The sequence below is a fragment of the Allomesorhizobium aridi genome, assembly GCF_043769475.1.
Lineage (GTDB): Bacteria > Pseudomonadota > Alphaproteobacteria > Rhizobiales > Rhizobiaceae > Allomesorhizobium.
In genome coordinates this window covers 115,479-141,702 of sequence record NZ_CP171728.1, presented here as the reverse complement: position 1 = coordinate 141,702, position 26,224 = coordinate 115,479, and the positions used below count along the sequence as shown (strand labels likewise).

The 26,224-nt window shown below is 61.7% G+C and carries 24 protein-coding genes and 2 pseudogenes; 10 read left to right on the top strand and 16 right to left on the bottom strand.

What is annotated here, in order from left to right:
- Positions 1 to 2 precede the first annotated feature (2 nt).
- The 7 genes and pseudogenes from ACG873_RS00635 to ACG873_RS00605 form a co-directional block, all read right to left on the bottom strand.
- Positions 3 to 775: pseudogene (locus ACG873_RS00635) on the bottom strand (glutamine amidotransferase).
- 26 nt (positions 776 to 801) lie between these two features.
- Complete coding sequence (locus ACG873_RS00630) at positions 802 to 1,893, bottom strand: phosphotriesterase family protein (protein ID WP_394886043.1); 1,092 nt, start codon at positions 1,891 to 1,893, stop codon at positions 802 to 804.
- The gene (locus ACG873_RS00625) at positions 1,894 to 2,904 is read right to left on the bottom strand and encodes an ABC transporter permease (RefSeq protein WP_394886042.1); all 1,011 of its coding nucleotides are present in this window, start codon (positions 2,902 to 2,904) and stop codon (positions 1,894 to 1,896) included. It abuts the gene before it with no gap.
- Complete coding sequence (locus ACG873_RS00620; RefSeq protein WP_394886040.1) at positions 2,901 to 3,698, bottom strand: ATP-binding cassette domain-containing protein; 798 nt, start codon at positions 3,696 to 3,698, stop codon at positions 2,901 to 2,903. Before ACG873_RS00620 ends, ACG873_RS00625 begins: the two co-directional genes overlap by 4 nt.
- A gap of 68 nt (positions 3,699 to 3,766) precedes the next feature.
- Positions 3,767 to 4,705, bottom strand: a complete 939-nt coding sequence (locus tag ACG873_RS00615; RefSeq protein WP_394886127.1) for a substrate-binding domain-containing protein — start codon at positions 4,703 to 4,705, stop codon at positions 3,767 to 3,769.
- 117 nt (positions 4,706 to 4,822) lie between these two features.
- Positions 4,823 to 5,434, bottom strand: coding sequence for a cupin domain-containing protein (locus tag ACG873_RS00610; RefSeq protein ID WP_394886039.1), 612 nt, complete (start codon positions 5,432 to 5,434; stop codon positions 4,823 to 4,825).
- A gap of 485 nt (positions 5,435 to 5,919) precedes the next feature.
- Entirely contained in the window at positions 5,920 to 6,192 is a 273-nt protein-coding gene (locus ACG873_RS00605; protein ID WP_394886037.1) for a hypothetical protein, read from the bottom strand.
- Between ACG873_RS00605 and ACG873_RS00600 the strand changes: the two genes are divergently transcribed.
- From ACG873_RS00600 to ACG873_RS00560, 9 genes are all read left to right on the top strand, one after another.
- Positions 6,191 to 6,964 (top strand): SDR family NAD(P)-dependent oxidoreductase, encoded by a 774-nt coding sequence (locus ACG873_RS00600; protein ID WP_394886036.1) that lies wholly within the window; start codon positions 6,191 to 6,193, stop codon positions 6,962 to 6,964. The two genes, ACG873_RS00605 and ACG873_RS00600, sit on opposite strands and share 2 nt — an antisense overlap.
- Positions 6,965 to 7,083: 119 nt before the next feature.
- Positions 7,084 to 8,229: an ABC transporter ATP-binding protein gene (locus tag ACG873_RS00595; RefSeq protein ID WP_394886034.1), complete on the top strand. Its 1,146-nt coding sequence runs from the start codon at positions 7,084 to 7,086 to the stop codon at positions 8,227 to 8,229.
- Between the two features lie 35 nt (positions 8,230 to 8,264).
- Entirely contained in the window at positions 8,265 to 9,371 is a 1,107-nt protein-coding gene (locus ACG873_RS00590; RefSeq protein WP_394886033.1) for an ABC transporter substrate-binding protein, read from the top strand.
- 63 nt (positions 9,372 to 9,434) lie between these two features.
- A complete protein-coding gene (locus tag ACG873_RS00585; protein ID WP_394886032.1) occupies positions 9,435 to 10,379 on the top strand; it encodes an ABC transporter permease in 945 nt (314 codons plus the stop codon).
- Positions 10,376 to 11,176, top strand: a complete 801-nt coding sequence (locus ACG873_RS00580) for an ABC transporter permease (protein ID WP_394886031.1) — start codon at positions 10,376 to 10,378, stop codon at positions 11,174 to 11,176. The genes ACG873_RS00585 and ACG873_RS00580 overlap by 4 nt, the downstream gene beginning before the upstream one ends.
- Before the next feature lie 35 nt (positions 11,177 to 11,211).
- On the top strand, positions 11,212 to 12,534 hold the full coding sequence (gene hisD, locus ACG873_RS00575) for a histidinol dehydrogenase (RefSeq protein ID WP_394886030.1): 1,323 nt from the start codon (positions 11,212 to 11,214) through the stop codon (positions 12,532 to 12,534).
- 6 nt (positions 12,535 to 12,540) lie between these two features.
- A complete protein-coding gene (locus ACG873_RS00570; RefSeq protein ID WP_394886028.1) occupies positions 12,541 to 13,545 on the top strand; it encodes a zinc-dependent alcohol dehydrogenase in 1,005 nt (334 codons plus the stop codon).
- Positions 13,542 to 14,276 (top strand): histidine utilization repressor, encoded by a 735-nt coding sequence (hutC, locus tag ACG873_RS00565; protein ID WP_394886026.1) that lies wholly within the window; start codon positions 13,542 to 13,544, stop codon positions 14,274 to 14,276. Before ACG873_RS00570 ends, hutC begins: the two co-directional genes overlap by 4 nt.
- A complete protein-coding gene (locus tag ACG873_RS00560) occupies positions 14,273 to 15,619 on the top strand; it encodes a hypothetical protein (RefSeq protein ID WP_394886024.1) in 1,347 nt (448 codons plus the stop codon). Before hutC ends, ACG873_RS00560 begins: the two co-directional genes overlap by 4 nt.
- A gap of 82 nt (positions 15,620 to 15,701) precedes the next feature.
- On the opposite strand, the gene ACG873_RS00555 is transcribed toward ACG873_RS00560, so the two are convergent.
- From ACG873_RS00555 to ACG873_RS00520, 8 genes and pseudogenes are all read right to left on the bottom strand, one after another.
- Positions 15,702 to 15,998: a hypothetical protein gene (locus tag ACG873_RS00555; RefSeq protein WP_394886023.1), complete on the bottom strand. Its 297-nt coding sequence runs from the start codon at positions 15,996 to 15,998 to the stop codon at positions 15,702 to 15,704.
- 12 nt (positions 15,999 to 16,010) lie between these two features.
- Positions 16,011 to 16,703: a class II aldolase/adducin family protein gene (locus ACG873_RS00550; protein WP_394886021.1), complete on the bottom strand. Its 693-nt coding sequence runs from the start codon at positions 16,701 to 16,703 to the stop codon at positions 16,011 to 16,013.
- The gene (locus ACG873_RS00545; RefSeq protein ID WP_394886019.1) at positions 16,696 to 18,159 is read right to left on the bottom strand and encodes an FGGY family carbohydrate kinase; all 1,464 of its coding nucleotides are present in this window, start codon (positions 18,157 to 18,159) and stop codon (positions 16,696 to 16,698) included. The genes ACG873_RS00550 and ACG873_RS00545 overlap by 8 nt, the downstream gene beginning before the upstream one ends.
- A 4-nt stretch (positions 18,160 to 18,163) precedes the next feature.
- Complete coding sequence (locus tag ACG873_RS00540; protein ID WP_394886017.1) at positions 18,164 to 19,012, bottom strand: sugar phosphate isomerase/epimerase family protein; 849 nt, start codon at positions 19,010 to 19,012, stop codon at positions 18,164 to 18,166.
- Between the two features lie 5 nt (positions 19,013 to 19,017).
- Positions 19,018 to 20,013, bottom strand: a complete 996-nt coding sequence (locus ACG873_RS00535; protein WP_394886015.1) for an ABC transporter permease — start codon at positions 20,011 to 20,013, stop codon at positions 19,018 to 19,020.
- Positions 20,010 to 21,011: an ABC transporter permease gene (locus ACG873_RS00530; RefSeq protein WP_394886013.1), complete on the bottom strand. Its 1,002-nt coding sequence runs from the start codon at positions 21,009 to 21,011 to the stop codon at positions 20,010 to 20,012. Before ACG873_RS00530 ends, ACG873_RS00535 begins: the two co-directional genes overlap by 4 nt.
- Positions 21,004 to 22,517 (bottom strand): annotated as a pseudogene (locus tag ACG873_RS00525) (sugar ABC transporter ATP-binding protein). The gene ACG873_RS00530 and the pseudogene ACG873_RS00525 overlap by 8 nt, the downstream one beginning before the upstream one ends.
- An 88-nt stretch (positions 22,518 to 22,605) precedes the next feature.
- Complete coding sequence (locus ACG873_RS00520) at positions 22,606 to 23,595, bottom strand: autoinducer 2 ABC transporter substrate-binding protein (RefSeq protein WP_394886011.1); 990 nt, start codon at positions 23,593 to 23,595, stop codon at positions 22,606 to 22,608.
- A gap of 212 nt (positions 23,596 to 23,807) precedes the next feature.
- Here ACG873_RS00520 and ACG873_RS00515 point away from each other — a divergent pair, with 212 nt between their 5' ends.
- Complete coding sequence (locus ACG873_RS00515) at positions 23,808 to 24,866, top strand: LacI family DNA-binding transcriptional regulator (RefSeq protein WP_394886009.1); 1,059 nt, start codon at positions 23,808 to 23,810, stop codon at positions 24,864 to 24,866.
- Between the two features lie 725 nt (positions 24,867 to 25,591).
- Here the strand turns inward: ACG873_RS00515 and ACG873_RS00510 are convergent.
- Positions 25,592 to 26,056, bottom strand: a complete 465-nt coding sequence (locus tag ACG873_RS00510) for a phasin (protein WP_394886007.1) — start codon at positions 26,054 to 26,056, stop codon at positions 25,592 to 25,594.
- Positions 26,057 to 26,224: the final 168 nt, after the last annotated feature.

The following is a 26,224-nucleotide window of genomic DNA, read 5'->3' as shown; positions in this document are numbered from 1 at the left end:
GCCTAGCTCTCGCCCACCGCCCAAGCAAGCATCTGCTCGAACAAGGTCTTGTAGCCGTCCCAGGCTATGAATTCAGGCGGCAGCCAATGCGGTCCAACATCGGATGTCCAGGCGACAGAGCGGCCCTTACCATAGGTGCCGGTGACAAGCAGCGGCAGCGAGCCATAGTCCGACGATACCGTTGCCAACACCTCTGCCCCCCTCTTTGACTATGACCTCGTTGAACCCCAGGAGGATCGGCCAATCCGAACCGAGACCCTGCAGGATCGGATGGCTCGAAGAGCCCTTCAGCACCGGCGCAAAACCTTCCGGAACCTCGACGCGGTCATCAACCGCAAGGCAGCTCACCGGCAGCACATCCTCGACCGGCGTCTTGTGGTAGCGCGCGCCGCCATTGAAGCCTTGGAAACTGTAGTATCCGCCGAACATCAAAAAGCCCGCCGCCCGCGCGTACATAGTCCCGCAGCAGGCGCAAGCGGTTCGGCGTCGTCTTTGAGTGGACCCAGGTGTCAGGATGCAGCAGCAGCGTGTTGGCGCCGATGTCCGAGAGGATGACCACATCATAGGCCGAGAGGGCTTCGCTCGTTTGCGGAAAGGCGCGCTGCGCTTCATGCGCTGGCATGAAGGTGACGTCGAAATCCGTCGCCTTCAGCGCTTTCAGCAATTCGTCGGCGCCGGTGTGGTAGGTAACGGTTGGAAACTGATCAAAGCCCTTGATGTGGGTCGCCGTCGACACCCAGGATTCGCCGGCAAGAAGAATCTTTTTCTTGGACATGAACTTCCCTTGTAAGTTTTGGCCGCTCAGCTCAGTCGCGCGAAAACGGCTTTTGGATTGTCGACCAGCATGCGATCGATCGCCGGCTGGTCGACGCCATGCCGTTTCAGACGCGGTATGAAATGCTTCAGGATGTAGCCGTAGCCGTAGCCGCCGAAGCGGGTCAGCATGATCTTCAGGAACACATCCTGCGACAGAAGCAGGCGGTCACAGAAACCCGCTTCGATGATGGCCGTGATCGCGCGCGCGTTCTCTTCGTCGGACGGCGATTGCGCGTCCTGATCGGCGAAATAGTAGTCCATGCCGATCATGTCGTATTCCAGGAAGGCGCCGCGCCCGGCGAGGCTCTTTTGATAGTCGAGATCGTTATGGCTCGGGTTCATGTGGCAAAGGACAGTGTGGCGAAGATCGGCGCCTTCTGCCTCGACGAGATCGAGCACGTCGTGGCCCAGCCGCTCCCAGCCGGGCAGATGGATCGACAGCGGCACGCCGGTTATGCGTGAGGCTCGCGCGGCAGCTCTCAGCGATTTTCGTTCCTCGGATGTAAAGTCCTTGCTGACGCCGATCTCGCCGATCAGGCCGGCCAGGATCGGCGGCTGCGTTTCGCCGCCGCCGACATCGTTGACGATAAACTCGGTCACTGCCTCAACATCCATTCCCTTCAGCCAATCGGGATGGGTGTGCTCGAGATAGAAGCCTGTGCCCATGACGATCTTCAAATCGGACATGCGGCTGATGCGGGCGAGCTTTTTCGGATCGCGGCCGATGCCGATGTTGGTCGCGTCGACAACGGTGTGACCGCCGAGTGCCCGGTATCGCCGCAGTTCCGACAGCGCCAGATCACTGTCGTCTAGCGAGACGTTGTCGCGGTTCACGTAAGGGTTCATCCGCAATTCGCCGATGATCTCGATGTTCACCGGCAGCTCGGCAATCGCCATCTCATCCGGATGGCAGGGGCATTTCCAGCTTCGCGCGCCGTCGAGCAGGATGTGCTCGTGCATGAGCGTGACGCCCATCTCCTCAACCGGAACGGGGCCGAGAACGGTCATCACATGACCGGTGCCGACCCCGATCTCCAGTCGCTTGGGAGGTGCATTGTCGAAGAGATCACCCAACATTCAGCGGCTCCGCACGGCGCCGCGGAACAAGCGAAAATTCAGCAAAACGGCGATCAGGATGATTGTTCCCGTCACGATCGGGGTGAGGAATGGCGACAAATGCGCTAGGATCAGACCATTGGCGATGACGGCCACCGTAAGTGCGCCTAGCACTGTGCCGACGATCGTCCCGCGGCCTCCAAAGAGGCTGGTGCCGCCTAAGACAACGGCTGCGATCACCTCAAGTTCGAAGCCCTGCCCGGCATTCGAGGAGCCGGATCCCAGCCGTGCCGCGAGGATGATACCTGCCAGGGCCGCCGCGGTCCCGGAAATGACATAGACAAAGAGTGTCGCCAGCCGTGTGTTCACGCCAGCGCGTCGTACCGCTTCCGCGTTGGCGCCGATGCCGGTCACGTAGCGGCCAAACGGCGTTTCGTTGAAGGCCAGATAGGCGAGTGCGAGGATCGCCAGCGCTATCAGCGCCGGAACAGGCACACCCAGGAACCAGGCCCGGCCAATGACAATGAAAGGGCTTCCCGGATCGACTGGGATCGAGTAGCCGCCGGTGATCAATAGCGCCACACCACGGATTACCGAAAGCCCGGCAAGCGTGACGATGAAGGCCGGGATGCCCTCATACGCAACAAAGTAGCCCTGCACTGCTCCGAGCAACCCACCCAGCGCCAGCATGACCAGGATGACCAGCGGCCACGGCAAATCCAGTTGCAGCAGTGTCGCCGACAGCGTCGCCACCAACGCTAAGACCGAACCAACAGAGAGATCGATGCCGCCCGTCGTGATAACGAAGGTCATCGCTGCGGCGACGATCAGCAGCGGGGCAGATTGACGAAGGATGTTGAGCAGGTTCGGGGTGGTCAGAAAGGCGTCCGTCGCCACCGAGAAGACGACGCTGACGACGAGGAAGAACAGCGCAATTGATACGACGCTGCCATTGGCGAGCACTGCGTCTCGCCACGTGTTTTTGCGCACCCTTTGGGTCTGGGCGGAGTGGACCGACGTTGCGCCGCTCATGCCTGCGCTCCATCCCGATGTCCGCTCTTGGCGGAACGGGCGTTGAACTTGCGGCCCACGATCAAGTTGACCACGTCCTCGATGTTGGTTTCGCCGATGAGCCGCTCGGCGACGTTGCGCCCCTCATACATGACCTGAATGCGGTCGCAGACGAGAAACAGGTCCTGCAGGCGGTGTGTAATCAGGATGACACTGACGCCGCGCGCGCTCAGAGTGCGGATCAGGTCCAGCACCGCCTCCACTTCGGCAACGGCAAGCGCTGCCGTCGGTTCGTCCATGATCAGCACGGACGGCTCGAAGGATGCGGCGCGGCCGATCGCGATCGACTGGCGCTGCCCGCCGGACAGGTTTTCGACCTTGAGCCGGGTGTCGGCGATTACAATCCCCAGACGATCAAGCATCTCGCGCGTTTGCGCGTGCATGCGCTTTTTGTCGAGAAAGGAAATGCCCGCAACGCGCCGGCGTGGCTCGCGACCGAGAAAGAGATTGCCGGCCACATCGACCGTGTCGCAGAGCGACAGGTCCTGATAGACCATTTCGACGCGCGCCGCGCGCGCATCAGCCGGCGAAACAAAGGACACGGGCGTCCCATCGATCTCAATCGTGCCGGAGTCCGGGATCACCGCCCCCGACAGAACCTTGCTCAAGGTCGACTTGCCCGCGCCATTATCGCCGACGAGCCCCAGAACTTCGCCTGGCTTCAGCCTGAGGGATACGTCGTCCAGCGTCTGGATGGCGTTGTAGCGTTTTGAAATGCCCGTCATCCGGACGCGATAGGTTTCGCCATTGCTCATCTGGAGATCCGAGATTGGAAGCGTCCGCGGCATCGCTATCCAGCGCCGCGGATCACCTAGCGAAGCAGTTACTGGAACATCGCGCGGTATTGCTCGACATTCTCCTTGGTGACGATCGTGACCGGAATGTTGATGATGGGCTCGACGGTCTCCCCCTTCTTGAGCTTGACCAGCGCCTCGACCGCTGCCTTGCCTTCACCAGCCGGATCTTGCTGCACGACCGCCGTCACCCAGCCCTCGTCGATGCCTTGGATCGCCTGCTTGGTCAAATCCCATCCGAAGACTTTAACGTCACCGGTACGGCCTTGGCTGCTTACGGCCGAAACGGCACCGAGCAGAGCCGGCTCGCCCGTGGCGTAGAGCGTCGACATGTCCGGGTTGGCCGTCATCAGGTTCTCGGCGGCGCTCAGCGCGACTTCCTGGACGTTTTGTCCGTCAACAGTGTCGAGGAAAGTCACCGAAAGCCCGCTGTCGGCCACCGCTTTCTTGAAGCCATCGAGCCGCTGGTTCTGTATGAATGAATTGAGCGCGCCGACGACGCCAACTTTAGCTGTGCCGCCCATTTGGGACTTCACATACTCGACATAGAACTTGCCGATCTCTTCACCGGCCTTGGTGTTGTCCACACCGACAAACGCGACGTTGTCGCCTTCAGGTATCTGGGCGTCTATGGCGATGACGGGGATGCCGGCGGCCTTTGCGGCCGTAATGGCGGGCTTGACGCCGTTCACATCGATGGCAACCAGAATGATGCCATCAACTTTCTGGGTGATATAGTTCTCGATCGCGTTATTTTGTGCGCTCGGCACGTTATTGGCATTGAAGATGACCAGCTTGACGCCCGCGGCATCGGCTGCCTTCTGGGCGCCATCGTTGATCTGGTTGAAGAACAGGGCCTGCTGGTTGATGTTGACAAGAGCGAACGTGTCGGCGAGCGCCGAACCCATGACCGTTGAGCTCATGGCGATGGCGGCGGCGCAGCTGGCGAGACGTTTAAACAGATGCATTTCGGTTCCCCTAGTTTTGCAGACCAACTCTTGGCTGGCCACGTTGGCGCTAACGGCACGGAAGGATAATTCAAGAGACTTGAATGCTTGTCAACGGGTTTGAATGGACCGGAGCGTTTAGAAAGTTGCCGGCGTATTGACCCAAAAAATGCTGGCTCGCTCGTCGCCGATATTGCGGTAGTGATGCGGCAGCTCGGATCTGAACACGAATGCATCGCCGGTGGCGAGCTTGTGACTTTTCCCGTCGACGATGAGCTCGATGCGTCCCGTGAGCACATAACCCACCTCCTCGCCGACATGATGGATAGGACCTTCGCTCTCGCCGTCTCTCTCAATGTGATGGATATTGCACTGCAGCAGGTGGCCCGGCGAATAGGGAATGATGCGTTCGAGCGAGATGCCTTCGCCTCGCCTCAGTGCGTCGAGCGCGATCAGCGGCCGTTTGCCTGCTCGGAACACGATCTCCTCGTCGTCGTTCACGTCCTCGAACATCCAGCCAATATTGGTGTCCAGAACTTCGACCAAGCGGTGCAGCATTGGTAGGGACGGTGAAGCCCTGCCGTTCTCGATCTTGGACAGCAGACTTTCAGAACAGTTCGCGGCCGTTGCCAGCGTCTTCAGCGTCAAGCCACGCGTCTGGCGAGCGAGGCGTAGCCGCGTTCCAAGCCGCGCGGCATTCACTATGGCGCCCGCCTCAGAGTCTTGCCGTCGCTGATCGATTTTATTCATCCCATTCGCCAACCGTTCGAGCAGTCAAGGGGCGAGCCCCGTGTAAGCAAAAGACAGCGGCGACCGATTTGCAAGCGGTGACTGTCAATTTGGGCCGTATAAGCATTGGGCCGGGCAGTCCAGTAGCGCGCGTAGCAGTGAAGCGGCGCCATAGCGTGACCCCGACCGTCACTGAGATTTCAATGGCCAATCGTGCCGATCGGCGCGGAGGCCCCACGGCGATTGACAGTCAACACCGCTGCCGATCGCGATCCTTCTATTTCACCGGAATTTATGCGCCATCCTCCAGGGTTGAGTTGCAGACCGCATCCTACGCACCTTGACCCCACGTCGATCGCAACTCTGTGCGCACCTGCGGACGCTTCCCTATCCTTGCTGGCGCTCAATCTGCAGGCTCGATGCCTCAAAACATTTTTTGTGGCGCATTCCAGAAGGGTCTGGCGGAGACGATGGGGCCGAGGTGGACGAGATCGAAGCAACGAAGATCAGGCGCTCCCGCGCGTGACGACGTCGGAGCACAGCGCCGAGAAATCGAAGATGCCGCCATCATTGGTGACGATGACTTGCCGTCGATCATCGTCACCACCAATCTGGCGTTCGGGAGCTGGTCGAGGGAGTTGCTCAAAGCGGGCAAGAAACGGCCGGCGGCGATAACGGCCGGCAGCAACGCAAGATGTGATAGACAAGCGGCCGCAACTGGTGTTCGCTTCCAATCCGACCGCATGCAAATTTCGGGAATGCAGGAACCGCGACGGCATGGACGCCGCTCCCTTGTTCGATCTGACGGGAAAAAAGGCGCTGGTGACGGGCGCCAGCCGCGGCATCGGCCAGGCTATAGCGGAGGCGCTCGCCGCGGTTGGAGCCGACGTCGCGGTGACCGCACGCGACGAAAATTCCCTTCGCGAGACGGCGGACCGGATAGGCGCTACCGGACGGAAGTCGCTTTGCCGGTCTCTCGACGTCCTCGACATTGACCGTATCCGCGTCGTGGTTGATGAGATTGCCGACGCCTTTGGCGGACTCGACATTCTGGTCAACAACGCCGGCTATGAGAAAGTCCAGCCCTCGCTCGATGTCGACGAGGCAGTGTGGGACCGCATCATATCGACCAATCTGAAGGGCGCCTTCTTCTGTGCGCAGGCCGCGGCGCGGCGGATGGCTGCCGACAAGAGCGGTGGCGCGATCATCAATCTTTGCTCGCTGACCTCCTATGTCGGCATTCCGACCGCAGTACCTTACGGCTCGTCCAAGTCTGGGCTTTTGGGCATGACGCGCGCGCTGGCAGCGGAATGGGCTCCGCTCGGCATCCGCGTCAACGCCATCGCTCCGGGTTATTTTCATACGGCGATGACGGATGTCTTCTATCAAGATCCTGACTGGCAGACGGCGATGTTGGCCAAGATCCCGCAGCGGCGCTTCGGCACGATGCAGGATTTGGCCGGAGCTGTTGTGTTCCTGGCAAGCGGGGCATCCGCCTATGTGACCGGCCATTGCCTCCCGGTCGACGGCGGCTACCTCGCGTCCATCTGAGCGATACTAAGAGGCGATGCAACGGGCGGACCGTGTAGACCCCGCTTGTATATGGTTGTATATACCACCCACACGCTGGACGTTCTTGCATGCGGCCAGCGACAAAAAGGGGAACCACAATGCAGGAGCCTCTCCAGGCCGTAGCTTCGCACGAAGCGGAAGGTGGCAGGGAAATCGCAGTCACGGTCCGCAATGTCGGGATGGACTTCGATGGGGTTCATGCTGTCAAGAATGCGTCGTTCGACCTGCCGAAGGGCCGGTTCCTCACCATTCTGGGACCTTCGGGTTCCGGCAAGACAACGCTCCTGCGAATGATCGCCGGGTTCCAGACCCCGAGCAGCGGCGAGATCTTCATCAACGGCGAAGCGGTGAGCGCGGTGCCCCCGCACAAGCGGTCGATCGGCATGGTCTTTCAGAGGCTTGCGTTGTTTCCACATATGACGGCGGCCGAGAACGTCGCCTTCCCGCTGAAGATGCGTCGGCGCGACGCACGCACCATTCCCGACCGCGTCGAGCAATATCTGGCGCTGGTGCGGTTGGGGGGCCATGGCGGCAGGCGCATTCACGAACTTTCCGGTGGGCAGCAGCAGCGCGTCGCGATTGCCCGCGCGCTGGTGTTTGAGCCCGACTTGCTGCTTCTGGACGAGCCGCTGGCTGCGCTCGACCGCAAGCTGCGCGAGGAAATGCAGCTCGAATTCCGCCGCATCCAGCGCGAGCTCGGCGTCACCACGATCAACGTCACCCACGACCAGCGCGAGGCGCTGGTGGTTTCCGACGACATTGTGGTCATGGATCAGGGCGAGATTCAGCAGAAGGCACGGCCGATCCACACCTACCGCCAGCCCCGCAACGCCTTCGTCGCCAATTTCATCGGCGTCACCAACTTCATTGCCGGTACGGTACGGGCCGTATCGGAAGCGGGCGACGTCTCCATCGTTCGGGGTGATCTGATGCTTGCCGGAAAGATCGGCGATCGGATCAATCCACCTGCCGAGGGCGACAAGGCATCGGGAGCGATCCGCGCCGAACAGATCCGTCTCGCCGGCGATGCTGCTCAGCTGTCGAAGCTCGATTGCGTGCTGGCCGGGACTGTCACCGACACGATCTTCGAAGGCGAGCGCATGGTCTACGAAGTAGCCTGCGCCGCAATTGGCGGCGAGGTCATTCGCGTTTTCGACCATGATCCCGCCGCGCACACGCAGTTCGAAATAGGCGAAAGCGTGTTCCTGGGGTGGAATGCCCGGGACATGCTTGTTTTTCGATAGAACCGGAAACCGGTCAAACCCAGAGGAGAATGCAGATGAAGCGCTTCAAGCCGACATTATCCCATCTTTCCCGTAGAACCTTCCTTCGGGCCACGGCCGCGCTCGGCGGCGCCTCAGCACTCGGCCTGCGCGGTGCCTATGCGCAGGAACCGGAAAAGCCGGCGGAGATCATCGTGCGCGCCTGGGGCGGCAGCTGGGTGGACAGCCTGAAGGCCGGTGTGTCCGACAGCTTTACCAAAATGACGGGGATTGCTGTCCGTCACGACCTGACTGAAGACAACGAGATCCAGCCCAAGGTCTGGGCGGCCGTGGCGCAGAACCGGGTCCCGCCGATCCACATCAACTGGGACACCACCACCAATGCCACGAAGTCGGCACTGCGCGGCGTAACGGAAGACCTGTCCGACCTGCCGAACCTGGCCAATGTGACGGACCTTGCGAAGCCGGCCGGACTGGAAGGCTTCCCGATCGTCAATACCTACGGCTATGTCTATGTGCTGGCCTATCGGCCTGCGGCATTCCCGGACGGACCGCCGAAGTCCTGGAAAGACCTGCTCGACCCCAAGTTCAAAGGCCGGCTTGCCTTTTACAATGACGGCATCGGCTTCCATTTCCCAGCCCAGGTCGCCGGTGGTGGCAAGCTGGAGGACATACCCGGCAACATGCAGCCGGCTTGGGATTTCATCACCAAGATGAAGGCGCAGCAGCCGCTGCTCGGCGAAGATCCCGACTTCACCACCTGGTTCCAGAACGGCGAGATCGATGCCGCCTGCACCATCTCGACCAACGCGCGAGAGGCACGCAAGAACGGCGTCAAAATCGAATGGGTCGTGCCGGAAGAGGGTGCGAAATTCGACACGGACGGCTTGTGGATTCCCAAGGGCCTGCCGGAAAACGAACTCTACTGGGCCAAGCAGTACATCAACCATGCGCTGACCAAGGAAGCCCAGCAGGTCTGGCTGGATGGGCTTGGCTTGCCGGGCGTGGTGCCGGGCCTCACGCCACCGAAGGATCTGGTGGGCGATCCGTCCTATCCGACCACCGAAGCGGATTTTAAGCGCCTCATCCGTATCTCGTCGAAGATCCAGGTCGAGAATGAGAGCGAGTGGTTTTCCAAGTTCAAGGCGATCATGCAGGGCTGACGCCGGTCGGCCGGTGCTGCGCTGGCGCGGCACCGGCTCCTTCACGTCAAAGACGGATTTTTCATGCGGGCAGCCAGGACAGCCTATCCTCTGAAATGGCGCATCATGGATGCGCTGGAAGGCATTGCCGCCGCTATCTGGCCGGCGCGGTTCCGGCGCGCTACGCCCTATCTGATGCTGTTTCCGGCGGTGCTGCTTGTCGGGCTGCTGGTGCTTGGTCTCATCCAGATCGCGGATGCGAGCCTGCGCACGCTCGATACCACCACGTTCCAGTTCTCCGACGACTATTCCATCACCAATTTCCGCCGCGCACTGACCGAGCCACTATTCCTCGTTGTCGCGCAGCGCAGCCTCATTGCCGCCCTGATCGTCACCGCGGTGACGCTCGTCTTTGCCTTTCCCTACGCCTATTTGATGGTGCGCACGCGTTCGCCAGGATTGCGCAAGTTCCTGCTGATTGCACTGTTCATGCCCTTCTTCATTGGCCAGGTGGTGCGTGCCTATGGCTGGCTTATCATTCTCGGCAACCAGGGCATGGTGAACGAGGCACTCGGCCTTGTCGGGGTCGCCCCGATGCGGCTCATCTACAACTATCCCGCCGTGCTGTTCGGCCTCGTCCAATACATGCTGCCCTTCGCCGTACTGATGCTGGCGCCGGCACTCACCGCCATTCCCGAAGAGCTGGAGGCGGCCGCTGGATCGCTCGGCGCGAACTGGGTTCGCACCTTCATCCATGTCGTGTTGCCACTCGCTCGCCCAGGCTTCATCGGCGCCGGCGTGGTGGTGCTGACGCTTTCGCTCACCGATTTCGCAGTCCCCGCGATCCTTGGCGGCGGCTCGCAGGACTTTATCGCCAACGCCATCTACGACCAGTTCTTCCGAACCTCCGACCAGGGCCTCGGCGCGACGCTGGCGCTTATGCTGGTCGCGCTCGGGTCAATCCTTGTCGGCCTTGTTTTCGTGCTGTTCGGAGCCGGAACGCTTGCCATGGGGAGGTCCCGGGCGTGAGCGGCTCGCGCAGCAAATCGGTTGTTTTGTGGACGCTGGTGACGATCGCCCTGGTGACGCTTTCGGCGCCGACGATCGTGGTGCTCGGCGCCTCCTTCACCGGCGGCAACATCATCACGTTTCCGCCGGATGGGCTGTCGCTGCGATGGTACGCGCGTATTTCACAGGCGTCCGACCTGCGCAATGCTTTCCTGCGCACGCTCCAAGTTGCGACGGTCTGTACAATCGTTGCCATTCCAGTGGGCACGCTGGCCGGCATCGCGCTGGCGAAATTTGCTGTGCGTTTCGAAAAGACGATCCAGATCTATCTGCTGCTGCCCTTCACCATCCCGCTGATCGGTTCGGGCATCGGTCTCATGCTGATCTTCGGCAACGCCGGCATTCTCGGCCAGCTCTGGCCGGTCGGAATCGCCTGCTGCGTCATCAATCTTCCTTTCATGATCTGGGCGGTCACGGCGAGTGCCACCGGATTTGACCCAGACCTGGAACTGGCCGCCGCCAACTGTGGCGCGCCGCCGCTCCAGGTGTTCTTCTCCGTCACCTTGCCGGCGGTTATGCCAGGGGTGATCACCGGCTCGCTGCTGATGTTCATCCTTGCGCTCAACGAATTCCTGGTCAGCCTGCTGCTCGTCGATGCGCGTATCGTCACGCTGCCGGTGCTGATCTACAACTCCATTCGCTCGATCATCACGCCGGATCTCGCCGCGATCTCCGTGGTCTTCATCGCCTGCTCGGCCCTCGCCGTGTTCCTGCTCGACAGGCTGGTCGGGCTCGACATCTTCCTGAAATCAAAATGAGGAATACCGGCCCGCGGGGCCGCAAAGGAAATCCTATGCCAAACGTATCGTTCCACGACCTGAGCCAACTCGACGCCGCCAGTCGAGCGGCATTAATGCGGCGCTCCGAGACCGATCTCTCTGGCTTTATGGAGAAGGCCGCACCGATCATCGAGGCGGTCCGAACAGAAGGCGATGCCGCGCTCGTTCGCTTCGCCCGCGACTTTGACAAGGCAGATCTCGATGCCACGCGACTCAAGGTTAGCCCCGCCGAGTTCGATGCCGCCTTCGGCATGGTGGATGAGGACGTAGTCGCCGCCATTCGCTTCGGCATCGACAATATCCGCCATTTTCACGAAGAGCAGAAGCCGGAAGCGATGTGGCTCAAGGAAATGCGTCCCGGCGCCTATGCCGGGGACCGCTTCACGCCGATCCGCTCCGTGGCGCTCTATGTGCCGCGCGGCAAGGGGGCGTTCCCTTCCGTCACAATGATGACCGCAGTGCCCGCAGTGGTGGCGGGCGTCCCGGAGCTTGCCATCGTCACGCCGCCAGCGCCTGATGGCTCGGTGGACGCAGCCACACTGGTTGCGGCGCGCCTTGCCGGCGTCGAAACGGTCTACAAATGCGGCGGCGCGCAGGCGGTCGCCGCGGTCGCCTATGGCACGGAAACGATCAAGGCCGCGCTCAAGATCGTCGGGCCAGGCAGCCCCTGGGTGGTTGCGGCCAAGCGGCTGCTTGCCGGGGTCATCGATCCGGGCCTTCCCGCCGGTCCGTCCGAAGCGATCATCCTCGCCGATGACAGCGTGCATGGCGGGTTGGCCGCGCTCGACCTCCTCATTGAGGCGGAGCACGGGCCGGACTCATCGGCCTATCTGGTGACCCACAGCCGCCGCGTGGCGGAAGAGGCACTGGCCGCCCTGCCCGAGCACTGGGCGCGCATGACCGAGCAGCGGGTAGCGTTCTCCACGGCGGTGCTGACCGGTGCCTGTGGCGGCATCGTGCTGACGGCGTCGAGCCAGGAGAGCTACCGCTTCATCAACGACTACGCACCCGAGCACCTGGAGATCCTCTCCACCGACCCCTTCGCACACCTTGGCCACATCACCGAAGCTGCCGAGATCCTGATGGGGCCGTACACGCCGGTTTCGATCGGCAATTTCGGGCTAGGCCCCAACGCCGTCCTGCCGACCAGCCGCTGGGCGCGCACCTGCGGACCGCTCTCGGTCACAGATTTCGTCAAGCGCTCTTCCATCGGCTATGTGACGGCCGCAGCCTATCCGGAATTCGCGCGCCATGCTCGTACGCTTGCCCGCTATGAAGGCTTCTCCTCGCATGAACACGCTGTCTCCGATGTGCGCGATCGATATCTAGTGCGGTAGCGGACGATGAAGGCTGCCAGACTTCATGCGGCGGGCGATTTGCGGGTCGAGGATGTGCCGTCTCCCGGCGAACCAGGGCCTGGCTGGGTGCGGCTCAGGGTGACGGCCGCGGGTATCTGCGGCTCCGACCTCCATAACTTCCGCACCGGTCAGTGGATCAGTCGTGCGCCGAGTATCGTCGGGCATGAGTTCGCCGGCGAAGTCACAGCCGTGGGCGCCGGCGTTTCCCAGCTTGCCCCCGGCGACCGCGTCGTCGCCGATTCGCGTTTCTGGTGCGGGGAATGCCCCGCCTGCCGCGCCGGCCGGCATAATGTCTGCTCCAAGCTCGGTTTTGTCGGCGAGGTCTGCGACGGCGGCTTCGCGGATGAGGCGGAGCTACCGGCACGGCTGCTCTTGCGCTACGATCCGGCGCTCGATCCCGCAATCGCCGCGATGGCGGAGCCGCTGGCGGTCGCCCTGCACGCGTTGCGGCGGCTGTCGGCGCCGGCCAAGGCGCCGGTGCTTGTCGCCGGTTGCGGTCCGATCGGCGGGCTCGCTGCACTGCTCCTGTCGCGGCTCGGCGAGGGACCGGTCCTCGTCGCCGACCGCAACGCGGCGCGTGCGGATCTTGTGGCCGAGGTGACCGGCGCGAGCGTCGTCGCCCTCGACGCCCTGCCCGGCGATCTCAACCTGCGCCATGCCATCGACGCGACCGGAAGCGTGCTGGTGATGGCGGGGCTGCTCGATCTCATGGCCGGCGGTGGCACGCTTGCGCTAGTCGGCATTTCGCATGACCGCCTCGACCTCGACCCCAACCTCCTGGTCGAACGCGAGATAGCGCTTGTCGGCTGCCACGCCTTCGCCGACGAGCTTGCGCCGGCCGTCGCGATGCTCGGTGATCTCGCTCCGGCGCTGTCGCGCTTCGTGGGTGAGGAGATCGCGATCGACGACATTCCCGCCGCGTACCAGCGCCTGATCGCAGGCGCGGGCGGCGGCCTAAAGACCATCGTCCGAATGGAGACGAGACCATGATCAAGCTTCCCGAAACCGCCGGGCCGCTCTACGAAAAGGTCAAGGACTACGTGATCGCCCACATCAGCAGCGGCAAATGGCCGAAGGACCGGAGGCTGCCTTCCGAAAACGAGCTGGTCGACACGCTCGGCGTCTCGCGGATGACCGTCCACCGTGCGCTGAGGGAACTGACCTCGGAAGGCCACCTCCTGCGCATCCAGGGCGTAGGTACCTTCGTGGCGCCGCCGAAACCGCAATCTGCCCTCATCGAAATCAGGAACATAGCCGGCGAGATAGCCGCGCGCGGCGGACGCCATAGGGCCGAGGTCCTCGTCGTCGAAAAGATCCGCAACCCGGCGATAGACCTCGTCGTCGCCTTCGAGTTCTCGCGCCGCAAAACGGTCGCCCATTCGATTATCGTGCATTTCGAGGACGATGTACCCGTCCAGCTTGAGGAGCGCTTCGTCAATCCGGCTCTCGCACCGGACTACCACCGGCAAAATTTCGTCGCGACCACCACCTACGACTATCTGCAGCGGGCGACGCCGCTGACGGAGGTGGAGCACGTGATCTCGGCCGTTGCTGCTGACGACGTGGTCGCCCTCCGTTTGATGATCCGGCCCGGCGACCCCTGCCTGCTCCTTCATCGGCGCACCTGGTCGGGCGCGGCGGTAGCTACCGTCAACAAGCTCACCTATGTCGGCAGCCGTTATTCGCTGGGCAGCCGCTACACGCCCTCGCCCGCCGCATGAGCCGGGACAAGCAACAAAGCCGGGGAGGCAGTGCCGGTAGGGAACGCAGCCGCACCGCTGAGATCAGGCGCCTTGCGCTGACCGACACGCACGCCGCGCAGCAGGCGCTGGCGGAGCTTCTGCATGACCTGTTCGGGCTCGACGCACAGGACGTGACGATCAACCGCGACCGCTACAGCCTCAACTCGCTCAACGGCTTCTTCAACGCCGACAGCGAAGCCTTCTTCTTCAAGTTCCATCAGGAGGAGGGCGAGGAGGCGATGAGCGGAGAATACTATCGCGCCGACATCCTCACCAGGGCGGGGCTGCCGGTGGACCACCCAGTGCACATCTCGGTGATGTCGGGCGAGCAGATCCTCGTATATCGGCGGCGAAGCGATCCGCGCTTTTCCGACGTGCTGCGCGGGCTCGACCTCGCACCGGACCTCGGTGCCGAGAGCGCTGCGCTGCAGGCCGAGCGAGACCTGTCGGAAAAGCTGCTCGATGTGTATCGCCGTACGCTGCATTCCGTCACCGTAGCGGAGGTTGCGGCCGAGCCGATCCATCGCCTGTTCCACGACCGGCTGGTCGACCCCGCGACGCAGATGGTCCCGGGCGGCCGGCTTGCCGATTTCTATGTGGGCCGCCGCTTTCGTTTGCCTGGGGTCGAGCTGGACTGGAACGAATTTTCGAAGGCACGCTTTGTCGTCAACGGTCTCGCCTACACGAAGTCGGTCGGCGAGCTGTTCGAGACGGCGGCCGAGCGGCTGCGGCCCGCAAGGCTGGCGGACGCCGGCGGAGTGACGGCGCACGGCGATGCTCACAACGCCAATGTCTGGTACTCTGAATCTAACGGTAAACCATCACTTTCATTCTTCGATCCCGCCTTCGCCGGCAGCCATGTGCCGTCGCTGCTAGCGGAGGTGAAGGCGACCTTCCATAACATTTTGGCCCATCCACTGTGGCTCTACGATCCCATGGAGGCGGCTGCGCGGTATCGCGCTGAGGCCGCTTACGAGGAAGGCGTGCTCACCGTCTCGACCGACTGGGCGCCGAGCCGCATCCGGCTTGGCCTGCTCGAGGTAAAAGCAATGACTCTGTGGCGGCCACTCATGGCGATGCTCGCTTCGCGCGGCATGCTGCCGGCCGACTGGCGCGACGTTCTGCGCCTGGCGCTATTCCTGTGCCCGACCTTGGTTATGAACCTACGCGCCAGTTCCACGAGTCAACACCCGGTATCCTCGCTCATTGGCTTTTCAGTCGCCGTGATGGCCGGTTGCCGGCCGCGCCAAGGAAGCGACGTCGTGACCGCATTCCTCGACGCGATCGATCCGGAAACGAAGCCGAAGTGCGGGCATGAATGACTTTTCGGCCGCCCCTAGTTCTGTTGTGTGAACAAGCGCCGAATATTGACTGCAGCTAGGCGGGCTCTAACCCGTTGCCAACTTACCGAAAAACGTTTGCGAGCCGGTCATCGTCGACGCCGATCGTGACGCCTCCATCAGGCGAAAAGCGCATCTGCAGTTTGACGCGCCCTGCCCGATCGTCGACGCTCCGTTGCAGAATCAGACCGAGGGGTTGGGCCGGGGATCGCGCTGCGAACAGGCGATCTTCAATAATCTTTTTTGGACTGGAGCTCGCCATCGCCCTCTCCCGCAAATCCATGGAATAGGCTTTGGCATTCCTGCCGACCTCCACCAGCAACACATCGAATCTGATTTGCTCCCTCTTGGATTCAATCAAGAGGCGAACCGCTTAGCCCGCAGCACCGCGCGGCCGCGCCAAATCGTTCGTTCCATCCGCATCCGGCGCTTGGCCATAGCTCATCTTCTTCATCTGCTCGATCACCCGCGCCATCTCCTCGTCGGAAAGGACCGGCGGCTCGCCAAGGGTAAGCGCCTGGACATACATGCGAGACAGGGTTTCGACCTCGATCGCCAGCCACAACGCCGCTTCCAGCGTCTTGCCGAGCGAAATCTGCCCGTGCTGGCCGAGCAGGCAGGCGAGGCGATCCTTGAGTGCAACCAAGGCATTGTCGGACAAGGCCTGCGTGCCAAAGGTTGCGTAGCCCGCGCAGCGGATGGTCGTACCGCCCGCCACTCCTGTCATATAGTGGAAGCTCGGAATCGTCTTGTGATGGCACGCCAGCGTCGTCGCGTAGAGCGAGTGGCAATGCAGTACGACGTTGATCTCCTGCCGCTCCCTCAAAATGTCACGGTGAAAGCGCCACTCCGAGGAGGGCCGTCGGCCGACATAGGTGCCGTCAAAGCCCACCTCGACGATGTCTTCGGGCGTCATTGTTTCGTAGGGCAGCGACGAGGGCGTGATCAGGAAACCGTCGCTGGAGCGCACCGACAGGTTGCCGGCATTGCCCTGGTTGATACCGCTGGAGTTCATCCGGCGGCAAACATCCACCATCTCGCGGCGCAGAGCGGTGTCATCAGTCATCCATCGTTCCTTTTGCTCGTCTTGTCCTGTTGAAGTTGTTTCGCTTGACCAGTTCGCGCCACCGCTGTGCATAGGCCGCGAGCGCCTCACGATCGCCGGCAAAGGCGGCCGGCAGGCTGAGCGCTATCGGAGCCGGTGTGTCACGAGCTCCATGTTCGCCAAGTAGCGCCGCACCCGAAGCGGTGCCATAGGAGTCGAGGTTGTAAACCGTTTCGGCGTTTGGCCGCAGCGCGGCAACCAGCGTGGCGTAGAGCGGGTCTCGCAGGAAGGTGCCATCCAATGAAACTAGCTCGTTTTCGTTCAGCGCATCGATACATTCCACGGTCAGCAGCGCGGCGTAGAGCACCGCGAGCGCCTTGCGCTCTGCAGGGGTTTCTGCAGGCGGCCCTTCAAACCGGCCGCGCCCAGCGCTGCCGGGAAAGAGGCCGTCATCGTCGCCGAACGACGGCAATGCGAAGGTGCCGCGCTCAATCAACAAACTGACCAGCGCAGCGTCGGCTGCATTTCCTTCTTGCCCCTGCCCTGCCACATGACTGAACTCTCGTCCGCCCATGGTCAAAATGCCGCCGACCGGGCGGCCTGTCACGTCGCTGTTCAGCACCATTCCGCGATTTTCATCGAGTTGGTCGAGAGGTGTCGTCGCGCACATTCCGACAATCCAGGTTCCGGTAGAGATCACGCAGGCGTCGTGCATGCCTGCCGCCTGGTAGCGGTAGAGGTTCAGGCTGCTGTCGTGGCCGCCGGTCAGAACAGATATTTTTTCCGGTATGCCGTGCCGGCGCGCCAGATCCTGCCGGATTGGCCCCAGCGTCTCCCAGGCCGAATGGAATGGTGGCATGAGGCGCTTCCATCCCTGCCCCGCCACAATGGGCGACCACTGCTTGCGCACGTTGTTCCATAGATGTGATTGCGCCGAGAGCATCGTCGTTTCGGCCGATGGCACGCCCGACAGCCGCCAGGCCCAATATTGAGGCAAGCCCAGGTACCAACGAGCCTGAGCGACGCGCTCCGGATCAACCTGCTGCATCCAGTACAGCTGGCGCGCCTGGTGGGCGGCCTTCAGCATGATCGAGCTGCCGCGATCGAAGAAATCGCCCGAAAGCGGCGCGTAGCCATCGCGAATTGCAGGCGGCAGGTCCTGCTCGTAGTCAATCATCGGTAGGGCGCAAGTGTCGTCGGGATCTGCGTTCACCAGAACCCCTGCGGAGCCATGTCCGGTGCCGACCACCTTTTCCAGCGGATGATGTCGGCACAAAGTGGCGAGCGAGCCGAACAGCCAGTCGCTAATGCCATCAAGATCGTGCTGCCGCCAAGGTGGACCGGGCCGCACTTCGTTGCGGACAGAGAGGCTCTCCGCGAGCATGCCGTCGAACGTCATCGCGGAGAGCTTTATGTTGGTCTTGCCGACATCGAGGACGGCGATCCTCGCGCCGTCCACCTTCTGCCCGTCATCCATTGTGTCAGATCAGACCATATTGGTGAGCTTTGTTGCGCAGGAACGGCAAGCCATTGCCCATCACTTCGGCCTCATCCTTCGCGACTGGCCGCCAGACTGAGAGACCGTAGGAGACTTCCGGCGGCATGTTGATGAAGCTTTCCATGGCAAGTCCGCCCTTAAAGCCGATCGCCGCCAAGGTCGCGTAGATCTCGTCCCAAGGGCAGTTGCCTGTGCCTGGTGTGCCGCGATCGCTCTCAGACAAGTGGATATACTTCAGGTGGTCGCGGGCGGCCAGAATGCCATTGGCGGCCCCCTTCTCCTCGATGTTCATATGGTAGGTGTCGAGATGAACAAAGATGTTGTCGGCCCCGACTTTCTCCACCATCCAGACGGCCTGCGCGCCGGTGTTGATCAAATGGTTCTCGTAGCGGTTCACCGCCTCGATTCCGAGCTCTATGCCGCGCTTCTTGGCGTGCTTGGCGGCGACGGTCAGCACATGCGCGATGTTGTCGTATTCCTTCTCGGTGGGTGGCACGCCGGTGCGTTCGCCGATACCGCCGAAAATCACGCCGGAAAGCGCCAGCGCGCCCATTTCCGCAGTCTTGTCGATCGCCACTTCGAGATGTTCGATGGCGGCATCCGGCCGCACCGAGGCCCAGGCGTGCTCCGGCAAGCCAAGCGAGCAAACGGCAGGAAGATTGTGCTTTTTGAGCAAGGCGCGTGTATGCGCGGCATCGACCGCCGGCGCGTTCAGAAGCGCGATCTCGATAAAGTCCATCCCGTATTTGACCGAAGCCGCGATTGCCTTCTCCGCGCCGGGTCGGTCCCAGTCCATCGTCCACATCGAGGTGTGGACCCCAAAACCATGCATCTAACTCACCCTCTGTTTGTGTTTAGGAATTTGAGGCGCCCGGCAAGCCAGCGCAGGATCATCACTGTGATCATCAGGATGCCCCAGACCGCCGTCGCAAGATGCTGGTTTGCGCCCACCAGATTGAGTCCCGAGGACAGAAGCTGGAGCACGACCAGCGCAACGAAGACCGGGATCACCCGACCGAAGCCGCCGAATGGATTGACCCCGCCAAGAAAGCAGGCAAGCACGGTGATCAGCAGGTAAGACTCGCCGTGGCCGACACGCACCGAATTGAAGCGCGCCAGCATGATGATGCCAGCGACCGCGCACATCGCGCCGGACAATGTGTAGACGAGAACCTGCACCTTGCGCGTGTTGATGCCGGAATAGCGCGTGGCCTCGATGTTGGAGCCGATCATGTAGGTGTTGAAGCCTAGCTTCATGCGCGTCAGCAAGACGTGCCAGATCAGCACGCAAGCGAGGAAAATGAGCAACGGCACCGGGATGCCAAAAATCGAACCGTAGCCGATCAGGGCGAGGAAGCCGGGAATGCCGGACACGTCGCCGCCGCGCGTCAGGAATTCGCCGAGACCGCGCAGGAAGATCATCATTGACAGCGAGACCAGGATGGGGTGAGCCTTGGTGTAGGCGATGACGAGCCCCATGATCAGCCCACTCAGTGCTCCGACCGCAATGGCAAGGACCGAGCCAAGGACAAAGGCGCCGATGCTCGCGTCGACGCCTCCCTGACTTTGCAGTACCCAAGCCAGCGTCAGGCCGGCCATGTTGGCCGTGAAGGTGATGGCCAGGTTCAGGCCGCCGGTCAGGATCGGCAGCAGCATGGCAAGTGTGAGGAGGCCGAGTTCCGGCAGCTGGAAGGCGACGGATCCAAAGGTGGCACGGGAAAGAAAGTTCGGCGCAGCAAAGCCGAACACGACCATGACCGCCACAAACGCGGCAAGCGGACCTGCCAGTTCGGGGCCGAGCGCGTTGCGGACGCGTTCAATCAAAACCGTCATGAAGGCACTCGTCGGCTTTTCAGGAACGGCAGAAGGCGTTCGATGCTGGTGTTCGACAGGGTGATGGCGGCAAGAATGATGGCGCCGACGATCATCTTGAACGCGAAAGGCGACACACCCATCAAATTGAGTCCGTTCTGGGTGATCGAGACCAACAGAACGCCCAGAATGCAGCCGAGCACGCTGCCTTTGCCGCCGCCGAGCCGCGCACCGCCAAGGACCACGGCTGCCAGGACGTCGAGTTCGCGCCCATAAAGGGCGTTCGGCACCACTTCCTGCGCGTAGTGCGCTTGGACGAGACCGGCGATGCCCGCCATCAGGCCAAGCCAGCCGAAGGCGATAAATTGCATGGCACCGATATTGATGCCGAAGCGGCGCGCGCCTTCCGGATTGTCGCCGAATGCGTAGAGTTGGCGACCAGTGGTGGTGCGCGTGATCAACGCCCAGGTAGCGAACACGCATATGGCCATAATGAGGACAGGCAGGGTGATCTCCGCCCAGGTGCCGTCAGCCATCTCTCGCTCGAACAGCACGACGCGGGTGGTGAGCCAGTCCGGCAGATTGTAGATCGACACGCCGCCCGTGAAGAACATCAGCAAGCCGAAGAAAATGTTGAAGGTCGAAATCGTGGCGACGATCGAGATGATCCTGAACCCGTGGATCAGGAAGGCGTTGATGCAGCCCAACGCGACGCCCAATGCGCCAGCGATGATGAGGCCGACAATCCAATTCCCGCCGCCGATCCAGCCGAGGACGGTGGCCGTCAGATATTGCACAACGGAGGCAGCAACCGCGAAGGAGATGTCAATGCCGCCGGCAATCAGCACAACGAGCAGGCCGACGGCGAAGATGATGTTGACCGAGCTGGTGTTCAGAAGGTCAAACGCGTTGCCGAGGGTGAAGAACCGGTCTGTCGCAAACGAGAGGAAGACGCAGATGACTGCGATAACGGCGAGCAAAGCCAGTTCCGTTGCGTGGGAGCGGACAAACCTACGCATAGACCGCCTCCTCGATCGCCTGGAGGGTCGTAGCGCCCGGTGCATATTCGCCGACAATGCGCCCCTGAGCCATGTGCAGCACACGGTCCGCGTTGAAATAGACTTCAGGCACCTCGTCCGAGATCAGGATAATAGCCAGGCCGCTGTCCGCCAGCTTGGAAACGATGTCGAAAATGCCGGCGCGCGCCCCGACATCGACACCGACCGTCGGTGCGTCGAGGATAAGCAGCTTCGGATCGGTCGCCAGCCATTTTGCAATGGCGACACGTTGCTGATTTCCCCTGACAGGGTCGAGATCGCGTCGTCCTGCTTTCCGATCTTGACGCCGAGATCCCTTATCCAGCGATTGACCAGAGATCGCTTGCGATCGCTAGAAATGAAACCGCCCGAAAGGATCTTGTCCAGCGACGCGATGACCATGTTGTCGGCGATTTCCTGGGGCTGAATGAGACCGAGCGACAGCCGGTCTTCCGAAAGATAGGCGACGCCGGCGGCGATCGCGTCACGATTGGAACCGAAGCGAACGGGTTTGCCATCCAGGACGACAGAGCCCGACTTCGGCTTGCGCATGCCAAACAACGTCAGCGCCAGCTCGGTGCGCCCTGCCCCGAGTAACCCCGTGATGCCGAGCGTCTCGCCGCGCCGGACCGTCAAGGACACGTCCTCGAATTCGCCAGGCCGCGACAACCCCTTAACCTCAAGCATGACCGGGCTGGGGCCTAAATCCCGGTGCAGGACGGAATAGTCGAAGGTCTTGCCTGTCATCAGTTCGGTGATGCGCGATTGGGTCAGGCCTTTGGTTGGATAGACGCCAACCAGGACGCCGTCGCGCAACACGGTCACGCGGCTGGAGATTTCGAGAACCTCCGCCAGGCGGTGACTGACGAACACAACGGCAACGCCCGACGCTGACAGATTGCGCACAATGTCCAGCAGATAGTCGGTTTCGGATTGGGTGAGCGACGCCGTCGGCTCGTCCATGAAGACGAGTTTCGCCTCGCCGACGAGCGCGCGCGCAATTGCTACGATCTGCCGCTGTGCGATGGGAAAATGGTGGAGCGCGAGATCGACATCGAGTGTAACACCAAGACGTTTCAAGGCGTTGGTTGCGACGCGGCGCATTTCGGCATAGTTCACCGGCCGCGGCCAGCGGCCGATGACGGTCTGGAACGCGATGTTCTCGGCGACAGTCATCTCGGGAAACAGGGCGAGGTCCTGCCAGATGACCTGAATCCCGCCGGCCTGCGCCGTTACCGGCGACATTTGGGAGTAGCTCTGGCCGTCATAGTCGATCACGGCGCCCGCCTCGGGCTTGTACACGCCTGTAATGACCTTGATCAGCGTGCTCTTGCCGGAGCCGTTCTCGCCGGCGAGGCAATGCACCTCGCCCGGTAGCACCTCAAAGCTGACATTCTTCAGCGCCTTCACGCCGCCGAACGTCATGTTGATGTTGCGGAGCGACAGAAGCGGCCGTGACGCGGCGCCATCGAGTGCCTGATCAGCCATCGAGTTGAAACCCTGGACCCAATCGCGTTGCCAAATCCTCAGCCGGGCCGGCTCGAGGCCAACCCGGCTGCCATAGCCTTGGGATGCTTTACAGGCCCATCGCCGCGAGATCGTCCACAGTATCCTTGTTGATTGGGACCAGCTGATCGACGATGATGTTACGGTTTTCGAAGTCGGGCTTAACTGTCCCTAGTCCTTCGATCGTGTCGCCATCCTTGATCTCGTTGCCCTTCATGAGATGGTCGGCCAGCGTGACGAAAACCTCGCCCGCCTGCTTCGGATTCCACATGAAGCCGCCGGAGATCGCGTCGCTCTTGATGAGCTTCTGGCCCTGGCCTGGCGAGAATGGGCCGAGCACGAATATCTCGCCCACCTTCCGGCGCTCTTCGATTGCGCGGCCCGCGCCGATCGGGCCTTGGCTGCCGAAGGCGAGGAAGCCCTTCAAGCCGGGATTTGCGGAAATCAGGTCAAGCGCAGTGCTGCGGCTCTTGTCCACATCCTCGGCGACGCCATAACGTTCGCCGACAAGCTTCATGTCCGGATGGTTCTTCTTCAGATACTCGATTGCCGCATCGGCCCAGGCATTGTGCAGCGGCACCGTCAGCGAGCCGACGAATACTGCATATTCACCCTCGCCGCCCATCTTCTCCGCCAAGAGCTTGGCGTGAGCCTCGCCGAAGCCGGTCGCGGAGGCGAGTTCGAAATCCCAGTCGGCGCCCTTCTGGCCAGGCGATTCATGCGTGATGACGATGATGCCGGCGTCCTTGGCCTTCTGCAGCACTGGCTCAAGCACTTTCGCATCGTTCGGCACCACACCGATGACCTTGACGCCCTGCGCGATCAGATCCTCGATGGCGCGAACTTGCAGTGCCGGATCGGCGCTGGTCGGGCCGACCATGAATGCGTCGACGCCGAGCTCTTGGCCGCGCTCCTTGATACCCGCCTCCATAGCGTTGAACCACGGAATGCCGCCGATCTTTACGACGACGCCGACCTTGCCGGCCTGCTGTGCTAGCACAGCGAATGATCCGCCAAGCATAAGGGTCGCGGCAAGCGCCGCGATCATGAGCTTTTTCATCTGTACTCCTCCCATAACGTTCCTAGTGGGAACACACTCGAGCCGTCGAGCGACGGCGGCAGTTAGAAACCTCCCCGAAAAGACGGGCACTTCCCCATCGATCGTCCACTGACGATTTGCGCTTGCACAATCGATGGTGCAGAAACTATTGTGCATCGAGAAGCTCTCGTCAAGCGGGATACTGCTCTAAAAAGACGCGCCGGAGGGGCCCGATGGATCAGCAGGTCAAGAAGAAGGCGACGATCTATGACCTGTCCGTGCTGTCGGGCAGTTCGCCGTCGACCGTGAGCGCCGTGCTGAACGGCACCTGGCGCAAGCGCCGCATCAAGGAAAGTACGGCGCAAACAATTCTCGGCCTCGCCGAACTCCACCAGTACACCACCAATCTGCAGGCGCGCGGCTTGCGACGCTCGCGATCGGGCCTGGTCGGCCTGATGCTGCCCGTCCACGACAATCGCTACTTCTCCTCCATGGCGCAGACGTTTGAGGGGCACGTGCGCAGCCGCGGTCAATGCCCGGTCGTGGTTAGCGCCAGCCGCGACCCGGAAGAAGAACGGCGGACCGCGGAGACGCTGATCTCTTATTCAATCGACCAGCTCTTCATCGTCGGCGCCACCGATCCGGACGGCGTGCACGAGGTCTGCGAGTCGGCGGGGCTGAGGCATATCAACATCGACCTCCCGGGAGCGAAGGCACATTCGGTGATCAGCGACAATTATGAGGGCGCGCGGATGCTGACGGAAGCAATCATCCACCACTTCGGCAATGACGATCCTCTGCGGCCGGACGAGCTGTTTCTGTTCGGCGGCCGCAACGACCACGCCAGCCGCGAACGCATTGCCGCTTTCCATGCGACCAAAAAGGCACTGCTGGGCGCCGACCCTGAAGACGGTGTGCAGTCCTCCGGGTATTCGCCTGATATAACTTTGCGTGCCTTCGAGGCGTTTTACCAACGCCATGGCAAGCTGCCGCGCGCGCTGTTCATCAATTCGTCGATCAATATGGAAGGTCTGCTGCGTTTCATGGCGGGCCGGCCGGCGGAAATGTTTAGCGAGCTCGTCGTCGGTTGCTACGACTATGACCCATTCGGCTCCTTCCTGCCCTTCCCTGTAATCATGGTGCGGCAGGATGTTGAGGCGATGATCACGAAGGCGTTCGAGCTGATCGATGAACCGCCGACGGTACCGCAGACCTTCCTGATTGCGCCAGAGTTGATCCAGCCCAGGTCTGCACTGAAAGGGCCGCTGGACACGCTGAAGGATATAGCCTGAGAGGGTGTTTGGAGCTTATTTTTAGACAGTCACAGTCAAGTAAGTGCTGCCGTCATGGCCGACGGCCCCAGACCCGTCCGGCTTATGCCATGACTGCGGTCGGAGCTTGGTAACTCTCCTGCTTCATGAGCAGCGCCCAGACGATTCGCGCCATCTTGTTGGCAAGCGCGACCAATCCCCCACTTCCGCCCTGCTGGCTACCTGATTGCATCAATTCTCGTCGCCGCAGGCGGCTTGCTCATTGACACGCACCGTCACCAAGCCATGCCGACAGACGCGCACCGTTTGGATGGGCCTATCCGCCCTCGTGCTGCGGCGGCGATGATTGTCAGGCTGTTTCGGATAAGGCAATCGGCGAAGGGCCACGCGGCTACATCATCCGCGCCACTGGCGAAGTGATTGGCTACGCCGATACGCGCATCAAGGATAGTCCCGATGGCGTGACGCATTGGTGCGCAGGTATCAAAACCAAGCGAACGATTTGTTTGTTCATTCCGCCGAAAGGTTTTTGAGACGCGCCTGGCGCCGCCCGCCGACGACGCCACCAAGCTGGCGATCGCCCAAGAACTCTACTTCGCTCTCTCAAAGCTAAGCGCGCCGGACGAGTTGCTCGCGATCATCGGTTCCCCGAACGGTTCCGCGATTGAGATTGCCCAGACTTTCAGCCGCCCCTACCCCCGCACCGTTAAGGCCAGAATGAAAGCGACGGCGATCGCCCCGAGCAATCAGGCGGCCTTGAGATCCTTCATCGCTTTCTCGTAGACGTCCTTGATCGGCTTGGATACATCTTCGGCGGCCTTGGTCGTCATGACCTGAAACTCCTTGGCCTGCTCGACGGTCTTTTCGATCTGCTTGCGCAAGAAGGCAGTCTGCAGTTCGATGAACTCGGAGGGCGACTTCACCGCAACCAGGGCTTCGAGGTGCGAGAAGCCGGCTTCGGCATTGGCTCGCAATGCGGCAATTGTCTTCAGCGACAGTTCGTTGCCCGCGGTCTTGGCGATTTCGAAGCTCGACTGCAGAGCCTTCTGGGTCGTCTCGGTGCCCGACGCAAATTTCGCATAAGCTTCTTTCGACTGCTCGACGCCCTTCTCAGCGACAGCGCGGAACTGGTCGGTAGCCTTGGAGGCGTCAAAAGTCGGGAATTCGACGTTCTCGATGATTTCAGCAGTGTTGTCGGAGGTTTTGGCCATAGTTTCCATCCTTTTTGGTGGACGGCCTTTCACAACAGCCGTCTCGTTCATTAGGAGACTGACGTTACGGCATTTGTAGTGCATTGCAACATTTTTGTGCGCCGCACCATGCGTTTTTGCCTTAGCAATCACTGCTGAATTTCACCAACCGGCCGCCTCGGCGGCGAG